Below are 13,866 nucleotides of genomic sequence, written 5' to 3'. Positions count from 1 at the left end.
CCACAAATCCCACAGATTCACACTGATTAAAAAGAAAGATCCGTGTTCTATATGAAAAAATCTGTGTAAATCCGTGAAATCTGTGGTGCAGAAAAAGATAAATAATAAACTAAATAATATAACATGGGATTTAATGAATTTTTAAGCTCGATTTTCGGAAACAAATCCACACGAGACATGAAAGAAATCAAGCCCTGGGTGGAAAAGATCAAAGCTGCCTACCCGGAGGTTGAGAAACTGGACAACGACGCCCTCCGTGCCAAAACGGAAGAACTCAAAAAATATATCCATGAATCGGCTACCGCCGAACGTGCGAAAGTGGAAGAGTTGAAGGCAAGCATCGAGACACTGGAACTGGAAGACCGCGAAGAAGTCTTCGCACAAATCGATAAGACAGAAAAAGAAATTCTGGAGAAATATGAAAAAGCACTGGACGAAGTACTGCCCGTTGCTTTTTCTATCGTGAAAGCCACTGCCAAACGTTTCACAGAAAATGAAGAAATCGTTGTTACCGCTACGGATTTTGACCGCCAACTGGCTGCAACGAAAGATTTTGTACGCATCGAAGGCGACAAGGCCATCTATCAGAATCACTGGATAGCCGGTGGTAACGATACGGTATGGAACATGGTTCACTACGATGTACAGCTCTTCGGTGGTGTCGTTCTGCACAAAGGTAAGATTGCGGAAATGGCAACCGGTGAAGGTAAAACATTGGTGGCTACTCTCCCGGTATTCCTCAACGCACTGACCGGAAACGGTGTGCACGTGGTTACCGTGAATGATTACCTCGCCAAACGTGACTCTGAATGGATGGGGCCTCTTTATATGTTCCACGGATTGAGCGTGGATTGTATCGACCGTCATCAACCGAACTCCGACGCACGCCGTCAGGCATACCTGGCAGACATCACGTTCGGTACGAACAACGAATTCGGTTTCGACTACCTGCGTGACAACATGGCTATCAGCCCGAAAGACCTTGTACAACGTCAGCACAACTATGCCATCGTCGATGAGGTCGACTCGGTATTGATTGACGACGCCCGTACTCCGTTGATTATCTCCGGTCCTGTACCGAAAGGCGACGACCAATTGTTCGAGCAACTCCGTCCGTTAGTAGAACGTCTGGTAGAAGCACAGAAAGTATTGGCTACCAAATATCTCTCCGAAGCTAAGAAACTGATCGCATCCAACGATAAGAAAGAGGTGGAAGAAGGATTCCTCGCTTTATACCGCAGCCACAAGGCATTGCCGAAAAACAAGGCTTTGATTAAGTTCCTTAGTGAACAGGGTATCAAGGCAGGTATGCTCAAGACGGAAGAAATCTACATGGAACAGAACAACAAGCGTATGCATGAAGTTACTGATCCGCTGTATTTCGTGATCGACGAGAAACTGAATAGTGTAGACCTGACAGATAAGGGTGTAGACCTGATTACCGGTAACTCTGAAGACCCGACATTGTTCGTTCTTCCGGACATCGCCGGACAACTTTCGGAACTGGAAAACCAACATCTGACTAACGAACAACTGCTTGAAAAGAAAGATGAACTTCTGACAAACTATGCCATCAAATCGGAACGTGTACACACCATCAATCAATTGTTGAAAGCTTACACCATGTTCGAGAAAGATGATGAATATGTAGTGATCGACGGACAGGTGAAGATCGTAGACGAACAGACAGGCCGTATCATGGAAGGTCGTCGCTACTCTGACGGATTGCACCAGGCTATCGAAGCCAAGGAACGTGTGAAAGTGGAAGCTGCTACGCAGACCTTTGCAACGATTACTTTGCAGAACTACTTCCGTATGTATCACAAACTGTCCGGTATGACCGGTACTGCTGAAACGGAAGCAGGCGAACTTTGGGACATCTACAAATTGGACGTAGTCGTGATCCCGACCAACCGTCCGATTGCAAGAAAGGATATGAACGACCGCGTTTACAAGACGAAACGCGAAAAGTATAAAGCTGTTATCGAGGAAATCGAAAAATTGGTTCAGGCAGGACGTCCGGTATTGGTGGGTACTACCTCGGTAGAAATCTCCGAAATGTTGAGCAAAATGCTTACCATGCGTAAGATTGAACACAAGGTATTGAACGCCAAACTGCACCAGAAAGAAGCGGACATCGTTGCTACTGCCGGTTTGAGCGGAACAGTAACCATCGCTACCAATATGGCTGGTCGTGGTACCGACATCAAGTTAAGTCCGGAAGTGAAAGCTGCGGGCGGTTTGGCAATTATCGGTACGGAACGTCACGAATCCCGTCGTGTAGACCGCCAGTTGCGTGGTCGTGCAGGACGTCAGGGTGACCCGGGTTCTTCTGTATTCTTTGTGTCACTGGAAGATGATTTGATGCGTCTGTTCTCCTCCGACCGTATCGCCAGCGTAATGGACAAACTTGGTTTCCAGGAAGGCGAAATGATCGAGCACAAGATGATTTCCAATTCTATCGAACGTGCCCAGAAGAAGGTGGAAGAAAATAACTTCGGTATTCGTAAACGTCTGTTGGAATATGACGACGTGATGAACAAGCAGCGTACAGTGGTTTACACCAAACGCCGCCACGCTTTGATGGGTGAACGTATCGGTATGGACATCGTGAACATGATTTGGGACCGTTGTGCCAATGCTATCGAAAACAATGATTATGAAGGCTGCCAAATGGAACTGCTTCAGACATTGGCGATGGAAACTCCGTTCACTGAAGAAGAATTCCGTAACGAGAAGAAAGAAAAGTTGGCCGAAAAGACTTTCAACATTGCGATGGATAACTTCAAACGCAAAACTGAACGTCTGGCACAGATCGCTAATCCGGTTATCAAACAGGTATATGAAAACCAGGGACACATGTACGAAAACATCCTGATTCCTATTACAGACGGTAAACGAATGTATAATATCTCTTGTAACCTGAAAGCAGCTTACGAATCGGAATCTAAAGAAGTGGTGAAATCGTTCGAGAAATCAATCCTGCTCCACGTTATCGACGAAGCATGGAAAGAAAACCTCCGCGAACTGGACGAACTGAAACATTCCGTACAGAACGCAAGTTACGAACAGAAAGACCCGCTGTTGATTTATAAACTGGAATCTGTGACTTTGTTCGACGCCATGGTGAACAAGATCAACAACCAGACTATATCTATCTTGATGCGCGGACAAATTCCTGTACAGGAAGCTCCGGACGAACAGGCTGCCCGTCGTGTGGAAGTGCGTCAGGCTGCTCCTGAACAACGTCAGGATATGAGCAAGTATCGCGAAAACAAGCAGGACTTGAGTGATCCGAACCAACAGGCTGCTGCCAGCCAGGATACTCGTGAACAGCAGAAACGTGAACCCATCCGTGCAGAAAAGACTGTAGGACGTAACGATCCTTGCCCATGCGGAAGCGGTAAGAAGTATAAGAACTGTCACGGTAAAAACCTTTAAGAAGTTGAGAAGGGAGAGTTGAGAGTTAAAAGTTGGGTAAGTAGAAGTTTCTATTTCTTTGTGCTCATTTTTGAATCAGCTTCGCTCAAAAACCTTATTTAATTTTTAACATTAAGGTATAATCTCAAGTTTCAATACACAAAAGAAAGTCTCAAACGGTTAAAAACTGTTTGAGACTTTCTTTTATTCCTCCAAAATTGTACTTTTGTTCAAATTACTAAATAGAACAAAACTATGGCAAAATCTTATTCACTGGCTTTCGTCACTATCTTCCTGCTGACACTGGGCAGCTGTCAGAGTTTGGAACAGATTTCCATTGATTATCTGCAACCTGCCGACTTGAGCTTTCCTCCGCAACTCCGGAAAGTAGCTATCGTGAATAACACCAGCAACACACCGGATAACAAACTAATAACAACGACTGAAAAGATCAAAGAAGGTACACCGCTCGTAAGTCGTGCAACGGCATACGCCAACGGAGATCCTAAGATTGCCACCGAATCACTGGCTGAAGAAATCGCACATCAGAATTATTTTGAAGAAGTAGTCATCTGTGACTCTGCTTTGCGGGCAAATGATAAACTGGCCCGCGAAAGTACATTGAGCCAGGAGGAAGTCCGTCAGTTAGCCTCTAGTTTGGGAGTGGATTTTATCATTGCACTGGAAAATCTGCAACTCAAAGCAACTAAATCTGTCCGTTTTCTGAATGAGTTCAACTGTTTTCAAGGAGCAGTAGACGTTAAAGTATATCCCACGGTGAAAGTGTATCTTCCCGAACGTAGCCGGCCGATGACTACACTCCATCCTAACGACAGCATCTTTTGGGAAGAGTTTGGAGGTACTGCCGTAGAAGCTGCCACCCGCATGATTCGCGACAAACAAATGCTGGAGGAAGCGGCGGTATTTGCAGGGACAGTTCCGGTGAAATATCTCGTCCCTATGTGGAAAAAAGGAACACGGTATCTGTATACCGGAGGTTTGGTTCCCATGCGTGATGCTGCCATCTATATACGCGAAAATTCATGGGACGACGCATACGAACTTTGGAACCAGGCTTTCGAAGGTACCAAGAACCAAAAGAAGAAGATGCGGGCAGCTCTCAACATAGCTGTTTATTATGAAATAAAGGATAGTCTCGCTAAAGCGGAAGAATGGGCGGAAAAGGCACAGCAACTAGCCAAGAAAATTGATAAAAAGAATATCACAGATAGTGTTCAGGCCAGCATTGACGATGTGCCGAATTATTATCTTACGTCCTTGTATTTAGCCGAATTGAAGGAGAGAAACGCTCAATTACCTAAGTTAAAATTACAAATGAGCCGATTTAATGATGATTTTTAAGGAAATTGTGTATCAAATCTTATTTTTTTTATACCTTTGAACTTATAAAAAGAAGGAACCCATGAAACTAAGCCAACAATCACTATCCATTATCGAATCGGCTATCCAAAAGGCAGTCGCTAAATATACATGTAACTGTGAACAAACAGTTGTAACCGATATCCATCTCCAACCGGACCAGACATCGGGACAACTTAATATTTACAATGATGATGATGAAGAACTGGCAAACATCATGATCGAAGAATGGGCTACGTATGAAGGGGATGATTTCCTTGAAAGTGTGGAACCTTCTCTACGCAACATTCTTTGCAGAATGAAAGATGCCGGAGACTTCGACAAGGTGACTATCCTGAAGCCTTACTCTTTCGTTTTGGTGGATGAAGAGAAAGAGACCATAGCAGAATTGTTACTGGTGGACGATGATACGATCCTGGTGAACGATGAATTGCTGAAAGGGTTGGATAAGGAATTGGACGAGTTCTTAAAAGAGTTGTTGGAAAAATAAAATACAGCATTTTTAGGATAGAGTTCGTTCAGGATTAATATAAATATCCGAAAGCATTATATAAAGAGAATCGGAAGCAAACAGGGTATTTCCTGTTGCTTCCGATTATTTTTATAGATACTTCCCTATTGATTATTTATTATATTTGATCGAGATATTAGCAAGTCGAAGCGGCATGAAGCTTGATACGCCGGACGGAAGTCGAACAGGCCGCAATCTGATACAGATATTATCGCGGTTCAATAAAGCATCCGGCAGTTTAAAATCATAGACCTTATAACCCGGAATATTTTTCTCTGTCTGCCCTCCTGCAGCCGTTCTGTCAAACTGTCCCAAAATTGTGAATTCAGAATTATCTACTTTTACCCATTCACCACTCATCGAATAAGCATATTCAACCACGGCCACAGGCCCACCTCCCCAACTTGAATTCATTTCAACCTGAAGAGAAAGTGAGGTAGAAATCCCTACTGTCGATATTTTATCTACATAGAAATATGAACTTGTAGACCATGGTCTACTATTGAAGGCTCCTCCTCGCATACGCCCATAATATCCATCTGTGGTATTAAGATTCATATCTCCCCGAAAATCATCCTGGAAACCTAATATGTAATCTGCATAGGTTTGCTGGAAATGCTTATTACCGTCTTTATTAAGAATAGCATTTGACTGCGATGCTTCTCCACCTGTAGGATGATACTCCGTAAATGTAGAAGCACCTATTTCTTTCCAATCGGGCACATTACAATCCCACTCCACGAGCACCGAAGTGATCTCGTTCATATCACCGATATTGATGTCCTCTCTATGAAGCGGAAGAATACACAACCGGCTTTCGGAGATGTCAAAATTGGTAAGCTTGACTTTCGCTACGATTCCGGTGATGGTTCCTGAACCTTTAGGAAGTGTCTCATGCGCATAAGGAGCATCGAGCGAAGTAAGCATATATGTATTAGAGCCGTTTTTATCTCTGATGCAGGTTGGATAGTATCTGTAGTATGCCGGGAATTTCTCCACCCAATAATTTTTATTCGCCTTACGGTCGGCAGCTCCCGGATCGGTAGTCTTGAAATTAGCAAATGCGCCTACCGGAGAGGCAATCTCGACATCTTTTAAGGTCACAAGGCTGAATACCATATTATCCGTTAGTTCTGCGATTGTTTTTTCAGGAATCGTGAAGGTGGAAAGTTCCGAACTGATTACATGGGCGGCAGTGATACCGCTAATCAGTCTGTAGGTAAAGCTGCCCTCTGATTCTTCCTTTATCGTTCCATCTTTCAAACACAATGAGACTTTGGCAAATTGCGCAAATGTAATCAGAGACTCTGATTCAAATACCACTGTCTCCCCGGTCTCATTCTGAATGACATAACGATTGTTCGGGAAGTTTTTCGATGTACCAGTGGCAACGATCGTTCCTTCAATATATACATTGTTAGTAATTCCACCGACAGGATAACCATAAACGGTTGGATAGCTGACAAGTTCTGCATTCGCATATTCAGAATATGCTTGCGACAGGTTGATTGTAGTCGTGGCTTTACGTTGGTATTGATCGTCATAACTCAATACGATACTTCCTGTACGGGGTGATTGAGAATTTGTTTCCGTATTGAAATAAAGTTTTCCGTCACTTATCCGATACTCTTTCACCCATTCCACTGTCGGCGTAATCACAATATCCGTTTCAGGCACATTGGTCGAAATATCCATATTATATTCGCCTCCTTTGGTAAAGAGTTCCATATTATCACTGGCAGGAACTATAAATGGATAACGGGATAGTTGTTTTATCTTGATTACATCCGAAGTCTTCCCATCTTTTGTAAACACACGAATATCACAGAAACGTTCGGAATCACTGATATTTTCATCATAAGTCACCGTGAAATAAGTTCTTGATGACTGGGCTCCACGTATATCTGTAGAAAACCAGGTTGATTCTGCAAAGTCTATGCGCCACTCGGTATTGGATTTCACTTCAACCTGAACCGGAGCACCTTCAGCCTGAAGAATAATCTCATTATTTGTTATTTCCAATATGCCGGCTTCATTTTCGTCAGAGCATGACGGAAACATGATAATTGCCATCACAGCCCCAAAAGCTGCCCAGGCTATTGAATCTTTAATTTTCATATTCATCAATTATTAGATTTAATTTCACCTGTTTTATATAGTATCTCATAAGCTTCATTTCGATCATTCAACACAAAGATCTGAAACTTCTCTCCTCCCGGATAAACACGTGTAACAACATGTCCGGCGGGTTTTATCTTCAAACCGTCTTCACCCAGCCTGCTCCTGTTACTGTCTACCATACCGGCGGCAAAAACCGACCGTTCACCGGCATAAAGGCTTTGAGACAGCATCCGGCTTAGCGGAGCCGGTTGAGGATGATAGTAATCCCACACGGGAATCACGTAGGCTTGCGCTTTCACTTGGGAAATGTAGGTATCACACATAGCGTCAGAGTATGCATGATGATTGGCCACTACCACATCTGTTTCGCCCAGCAATGTAGCTACAGGTGTTTCTATGTCAAACCATTCCGGCGCTTTTTCCACTCCAAGGATATCTCCGCCCGAGAAGTAATCGAAATTACCGTATGTGATACGTATTCCGCAACTGCAACGGTTCTCGTTCAACTGTTCGCTCGAAGAAGCGGTAGATGGCACAAGCTCTTTGGAAGTCGTTCCGCTGCCTGTCCAAATTTTACCGTTACCCACAATATTACGTACTTCGAATGTAGGATAGGAACCCGGAGCTTTTAATAGTTTGATTTGTGTGTTACTTCCTGTCACAAACCCTTCATTCTTTTTACCTTCCCGGTCACGAGCGGCAACATATAATTTATAGTTTGAGATATGGGCACCCGTAACTTTAGCCGCTGTCGGATAATCGTATGTAGGGTAGCCACGATCTATCAATGTGGAAATATCCAGAAGATTACCCACATGAGTTATTCCGGTAAGTTTGTAGTCCAGCCCTACTTTTTCGATTGCCAGTTTTCCATTCTGTCCGATATGGTCTGTATCGAAGTGAGTAAGCAAGGCATAATCAATAGCACCGTTATTTTTCAACGGCAATGAGAAATGTTTTATATATTGGGCAATCCATTCAGCAGGCCGTTTAGAGTCATTAGGAACTGCTTTCATAATCTCCTGGGTACCGGTGTGTACTCCCAAATCTCCTGCATCCAGCAACATGGTAGTCCCGTCCGGGAAAATAAGATAGGCTGCATTCCCTCTTCCCGTGCTAATCTGATGAATGTCCAAATAACCAGCCTGCCACTCCGGAAGGTATTCATACACTTTATCTACAGCATCATCCGGAAAAGGCTTTTCCTGTTGGCAACTAGCGAATGTAGGCAGCATCATAACGGCTCCTAGAAATAATATCTTACTATTCATTGTTTTATTCTTTAATGTTCTATTAATCAATTTGTTTAACACTGTATATACCGGCTTCCTCTTTCGTCATTTCATTGCCGCCTCCATATCCCGGATTCTGTCTCAAGACGTTGCTGACGGAAATTGACTTTTCCGGAATAGGAAAGAGTTCATAATGATCGTCATTAGTAGCTTTGTGATCCCACCAGGTGCCTGTTGTATATAAGCCCCAACGACGAAGATCGGTACGACGACGCTGCTCGCCAAGAAATTCGACCATCCACTCATCGAGAATCCGATACTTGTCAATATTCGTTTCAGTCACCGGATCAGGGTCTACTTCATTCTCAAAGTTGCGTTTACGCACTTCGTTGAAAAGATTGGCTGCTTCTTTCTTATATCCGCTTCTGTATTTACATTCGGCAAGCATATAATAGATTTCTGCAAAACGAAGAACCGGATAGTCAGGATTAAAAGCAAGTGTCTTGTCTGTATTGTCCGGCACCGGCAGTTTGCACAAACGTATTCCCGAATTCTCTTCTCCGGTACTTATATTGGAAGGAAGTTCATTTACGGAAGAATATTCTCCGTCTTTCACTTTCTTAAATTGTGCTACCTGGTCAACAAATTCAAGAACCTCACCCGGGTATTCATACAGTCCCGTACATTTCACCTCTGTTCCACTTCTTGATATACGTTGTAATTTTCCGTAAAGAAACATTCCTTCGTATTTGCCATTTCCTTTATATACATACAATTTCTTACGAAGGTCTTTCGCATGAAACTTGGCAAAAGGACGTCCGAGTTTGTCCGTATAAGGATCACCATTGGGTTTCAGAGATGGTTGGAGATGCATACCGTTCGTAGAGGAATAGCCGCTAAGATCGAAATAGTTCTTCGCATTATAATGATTATAACGTTCGAACTGCCACTGAAACAGAGTTCCTTTTGCATATTGCGACTGAACGGACCACATCACTTCTTTCGACTTGTTATTTTCGAAGGTGAAAGGACCGAACCAGTCTTCTTCCAACTCGTAATAGCCGTATTTACCGTCTAGTAAATCCTGACAAATCTGCGCACATTCAGCAAAGCGACTTTCCCCTGTATAGACTTCTGCATTAAAATATAATTGAGCAAGTAGAGCAGCCGCGGTTCCTTGGCGTAAGTAACCTTCTTCCAGCATATCTGCTGTTTTTTTCTCTAATTTGGGGATGGCGGCAAGCAGGAGTTCTTCCACATAATTAAAGGTTTCCCGTGCTGTGGAACGTGGAGATTCCTCTGTGGTAGAGCGTCGGTAAATAGGCATACCGCCATAGAAATCAAGTCCTCTCAAATAGAAATAGGCCACTAATGTCTGGAGCTGCATCTGATGATCTGCCTTCAGTTCTTCCGTCATACCTAATGAAACATAGTCTACACCAGCTAAGTCTTCTTTACAGGCTAAAGCCATGGCTACTCCCATACCTACTCCACGCCATGTTTCTTCGTTGTTGGGGTGAAGTGGTGTCCAGTCATGGTGTTGCAGCTGGGCGTATCGGACATCATTGTAATGTATCCCTTTTTGTGTGACACACATCTCGTCTGTTGTACATTCCTGAAGAATGGCACGGTCGAATCCGTGAAACCAACGCCAGTGCGTGAAAGAGCGTACCAGAAAAGAGTAGACAGTTTCCTTAGATGTGAAATAAGTGTCCGGAGTTACTTCGGAATACCACTTCTCATCCAGATTAGTACAACCGGAGGCCACCAGAAGGGTGAGGAAAGAGATTATAATTAGAATATTTCGTCTCATATCATTATATTAGTTTATAGGTACTTTACTATTAGAATTGGATTTTCATACCAAAGGTATATCTACGAGTTTCAGGGTAAATATTATTAAACCATTCATAACCGGGATCCAAACCGTTCACATTCACTTCCGGATTCAATCCTGAATATTTTGTAAAACAGGCAACGTTACGGACGGTCAGGTAAAGATCAATCTTATCTATATACTTTTGCCATTTTTTCATGTTAAGAGAATACCCCAGGCTAATGGCATCAATCTTCAAGAATGTACCATCCTCAAGCCAGTAATCGCAAAGTTGCTTTACTTCTTTGATGTGCCGGTTATCAATGTATGCGTTGCGAAGAACATTCTGGCCTGCCACTTCAGAAAGTCCATAGTACATATTTATGGTATTGAACACATCGAAATCGATCCAGCTACGCAGGTTGATACCTAAAGAGAGATTTTTGTAAGTGAAGGTATGATCCCATGATACCATCAATGCAGGAATGGCATTGCCGATATATCGTTTGTCGTCATACGTTTTTTTATCACTAAGGATTACATTGTCATTCTTATCATACAGAAGCCACCTGCCATTGTCCGTGATACCGGCATATTTCCAGATGTAATAGCTTCCGATTTTTGTTCCGGCCTCAATTCTACCGGCTGATCCGTTTGTACCCGGTGACGGAAATCCTACACGATCCTGATAGGTATTATTGCCCCACAAAGAGGTAATTTTGGAGGAGGAGTGTGATAGGCGCATAGTAGTTGTCCAATTAAAGTTTCTGGTTTTGACAGGTACTCCTCCTATCTCGAACTCCCATCCGGTATTCTCAAGATTACCGTAATTCATGGTGGTTGTTTCATAAACAGCGGGAGGATTGGGAACGTTGATATTATATAACATTCCGGAAACTCTTCTCTTATAGATATCAAACTTACCAAAAAGACGGTTATTCAGAAATGCATAATCCAAGCCGATGTTAAGCTCTGCTTTCTTTTCCCAGTGCAAGTCATAATTGACGTTACGGGCCGGTCCATAAGAGGTGATCCATGTACCGTTATACGGCCACATTGAATTGGAAGAATACATGGCAGTGGATGCTCCTGCAGAGAAATTGTTATTTCCCGTTACACCGTAACCAACGCGTACTTTAAGGTCATCGAGAAAACTGACGTCACGCAGAAATGCCTCATTGGATATACGCCATCCACCTGATACTGCCCAAAATGTTCCCCAACGATGATTCTTTCCGAATTTTGACGAGCCCTCGTGGCGAACACTTCCTGTAAGCATATAGCGGTCTTTATAGCTATAATTCGCCCGGCCAAAGAATGAAATAAGACGTTCACGGGGATATTTGTGGGAAGACATTGCCGCCTTTCCGTCGGAAAGCCAGCTACCTGTCCCCATATCCCAAGCCCCTACTCCATCCACAGGAAAATCGTAGTTAGTCATATTAAAGTTTTCAGAGTTATTTTCCCAATAACTATATCCGGCTACCGCACTAACCGTATGGTCGTCTGCAAAAACACGCATAAAATTGATGGTAGGTTCAAAAGAGACATTGACTGTTTTGCTATATGCATGAAATCCTCTTCCTTTATAACTTCCATTTAAAGAGGTTCTGTGTAACGCGGACGTATAATGTGTCTGCTGATACTGGCGATCTTCCCAGCCAAGAGTGGCTTGTGCCGAGAATCCGGCAGGCAAATTGAGCTTTACCGTTGCATCCGCCTTCAGCCATTTATCAACATTATCTGCCTGTTTCAACATTACTTCTGCTAAAGGATTGTAATATTCACTACCACCAACCAATACATTATATCCTGTTTCACTAGTGCTGTCATATACATGTTCCGTCGGATTCATCTTCAATGCCATGTCGAAATAGGAACTACTGCTCCGCTGATCCCGGTGTGCTTCCCGGTATTCTGTGTGCAAGCCTATTTCCAACAAGTCATTGAGAAGATTAAAGTTTGCATTGATACGCCCCGAATAGTCTTTACGGTTGTCACCAATTGCGATACCTTTTTGATCCTGTGCCATAATAGTAGCATATATTTTAGCTGTATGGCCGCCGCCCGAGAGGTTGACAACATGGCGTTGGGAGAGTGCTCCTTCATTCAAAAGTTCACCGTACCAGTCGGTGGATGCACCTAAATCTGTTCCTACTCCGAACCTAACGAAAGCATCACGATCAAGGACCTGCGGTCTCCTGGAAACTTGCTCGGTAGAGAGTTCGCCCGTATATGATAAGGTTATGGGACCTTCTTTTGCTTTCTTGGTAGTCACTAAGATGACACCACCGGCTGCTCTTGTTCCGTAAATAGCACCTGCAGAGGCATCTTTCAAAACATCAATAGACTGAATATCTTCCTGACTGATAGAACGTAAATCACCTCCGGGAATTCCGTCTATCACAATCAAAGGAGAAGAAGAAGCATTGATGGACGCTACTCCACGCAGCTGGAAACTGGCAGAAGCATTCGGACTGGAAGTCTCGGAAACATTCATACCGGAGATTTTACCCTTTAAAGCTGTCGCAATAGTGGAGCCTCCCATTCCAGTCACTAAATCTTTGGATGATATGGAAGTGATGGAACTGGTCACTGCACGTTTCTCCATCGTTCCATAACCGATAACGACTACCTCATCCAGCAACTGATGATCTTCTTTCAATACCACTGACAAGTTTGTACGGTTTCCCACCTTTACTTCAAGAGACTGAAAGCCAATGTATGAAATCACCAATATAGCATCAGATGCAACCGTCAACTTAAATTTTCCATCCAAATCGGAAACTGTACCTTTCCCGACCACTCCTTTTTCCTGAATACTGGCACCTATTACCGGCTCTCCCTGTACATCCAATATGATACCAGATACAATCATTTTCTTTTCCTGTTGCGGTGACTGTACCTCAACAGACAGTATAATCTTCTTGTCTAGCACTGAATATCGCACATTAGTGCCAGCAAAAACTTCCTTAAGCACACTAAATATATTACTTCTATCAACTGATATAGATACGCGGCGATTCAAATCCACATGTCTGTTATTGAAAAAGAAATCAAAATCAGACTGCTCTTCAATCTCTTTTAAAATATCCTCCACCCGCTGATTGTGTACATCAATACTGATTAAAGTTTTTTGTGCATAACTATCGGACGCATAACATAGCCCGATAGAGCATACCAAGAATAAAATCAAAAGTCTCATAGATAATGGGATTTTGTTAGAAACTCGCCAAAGCGACTTTACCACCCATAAAAATTGGATGCTAAAATAATTTTGCATAAATTTGTGATGACTTAAAGTTAATAAAAAGTTTATCTAAGCTTGTCGCCAAACAAGCATCAAAAAGATTTACCGATTTCCATACGGGAAGATACGCCAATAT

7 protein-coding genes are annotated in these 13,866 nt (G+C 43.1%); 3 read left to right on the top strand and 4 right to left on the bottom strand.

All coding sequences use genetic code 11. The features are described from left to right. Nucleotides 1–123: 123 nt before the first annotated feature. The 3 genes from secA to HMPREF0106_RS14785 all read left to right on the top strand — a co-directional run bounded on the left by secA (nt 124) and on the right by HMPREF0106_RS14785 (nt 5,290). A complete protein-coding gene (secA, locus tag HMPREF0106_RS14775; protein ID WP_009039709.1) occupies nt 124–3,441 on the top strand; it encodes a preprotein translocase subunit SecA in 3,318 nt (1,105 codons plus the stop codon). A gap of 234 nt (nt 3,442–3,675) precedes the next feature. Further along, nucleotides 3,676–4,782, top strand: coding sequence for a DUF6340 family protein (locus HMPREF0106_RS14780; RefSeq protein WP_009039708.1), 1,107 nt, complete (start codon nt 3,676–3,678; stop codon nt 4,780–4,782). Between the two features lie 61 nt (nt 4,783–4,843). Further along, entirely contained in the window at nt 4,844–5,290 is a 447-nt protein-coding gene (locus tag HMPREF0106_RS14785; RefSeq protein ID WP_009039707.1) for a hypothetical protein, read from the top strand. 132 nt (nt 5,291–5,422) lie between these two features. Here HMPREF0106_RS14785 and HMPREF0106_RS14790 read toward each other — a convergent pair whose 3' ends face one another. Genes HMPREF0106_RS14790 through HMPREF0106_RS14805 form a run of 4 tightly spaced genes read right to left on the bottom strand, consistent with a single transcriptional unit; the run spans nt 5,423 to nt 13,685 of the window. Further along, nucleotides 5,423–7,435, bottom strand: a complete 2,013-nt coding sequence (locus HMPREF0106_RS14790; protein WP_009039706.1) for a DUF5689 domain-containing protein — start codon at nt 7,433–7,435, stop codon at nt 5,423–5,425. Beyond that, nucleotides 7,435–8,703, bottom strand: a complete 1,269-nt coding sequence (locus HMPREF0106_RS14795) for a hypothetical protein (RefSeq protein ID WP_008645339.1) — start codon at nt 8,701–8,703, stop codon at nt 7,435–7,437. Before HMPREF0106_RS14795 ends, HMPREF0106_RS14790 begins: the two co-directional genes overlap by 1 nt. Nucleotides 8,704–8,725: 22 nt before the next feature. Then, nucleotides 8,726–10,477, bottom strand: coding sequence for a RagB/SusD family nutrient uptake outer membrane protein (locus HMPREF0106_RS14800; RefSeq protein WP_008645340.1), 1,752 nt, complete (start codon nt 10,475–10,477; stop codon nt 8,726–8,728). Nucleotides 10,478–10,508: 31 nt separating this feature from the next. Then, nucleotides 10,509–13,685 (bottom strand): SusC/RagA family TonB-linked outer membrane protein, encoded by a 3,177-nt coding sequence (locus HMPREF0106_RS14805; protein WP_009039705.1) that lies wholly within the window; start codon nt 13,683–13,685, stop codon nt 10,509–10,511. Nucleotides 13,686–13,866: the final 181 nt, after the last annotated feature.

The organism is Bacteroides sp. D22 (genome assembly GCF_000163675.1).
In the GTDB taxonomy this organism is placed as follows: domain Bacteria; phylum Bacteroidota; class Bacteroidia; order Bacteroidales; family Bacteroidaceae; genus Bacteroides; species Bacteroides xylanisolvens.
Note: the sequence above shows the minus strand (reverse complement) of the source record. Positions and strands in the feature narration are given on the sequence as shown.

What these genes read in the sequence shown, in the direction of transcription:
- secA (WP_009039709.1), top strand. Translation starts at nt 124, where the DNA reads ATGGGATTTAATGAATTTTTAAGCTCGATTTTCGGAAACAAATCCACA.
- HMPREF0106_RS14780 (WP_009039708.1), top strand. Translation starts at nt 3,676, where the DNA reads ATGGCAAAATCTTATTCACTGGCTTTCGTCACTATCTTCCTGCTGACA.
- HMPREF0106_RS14785 (WP_009039707.1), top strand. Translation starts at nt 4,844, where the DNA reads ATGAAACTAAGCCAACAATCACTATCCATTATCGAATCGGCTATCCAA.
- HMPREF0106_RS14790 (WP_009039706.1), bottom strand. Translation starts at nt 7,435, where the DNA reads ATGAATATGAAAATTAAAGATTCAATAGCCTGGGCAGCTTTTGGGGCT.
- HMPREF0106_RS14795 (WP_008645339.1), bottom strand. Translation starts at nt 8,703, where the DNA reads ATGAATAGTAAGATATTATTTCTAGGAGCCGTTATGATGCTGCCTACA.
- HMPREF0106_RS14800 (WP_008645340.1), bottom strand. Translation starts at nt 10,477, where the DNA reads ATGAGACGAAATATTCTAATTATAATCTCTTTCCTCACCCTTCTGGTG.
- HMPREF0106_RS14805 (WP_009039705.1), bottom strand. Translation starts at nt 13,685, where the DNA reads ATGAGACTTTTGATTTTATTCTTGGTATGCTCTATCGGGCTATGTTAT.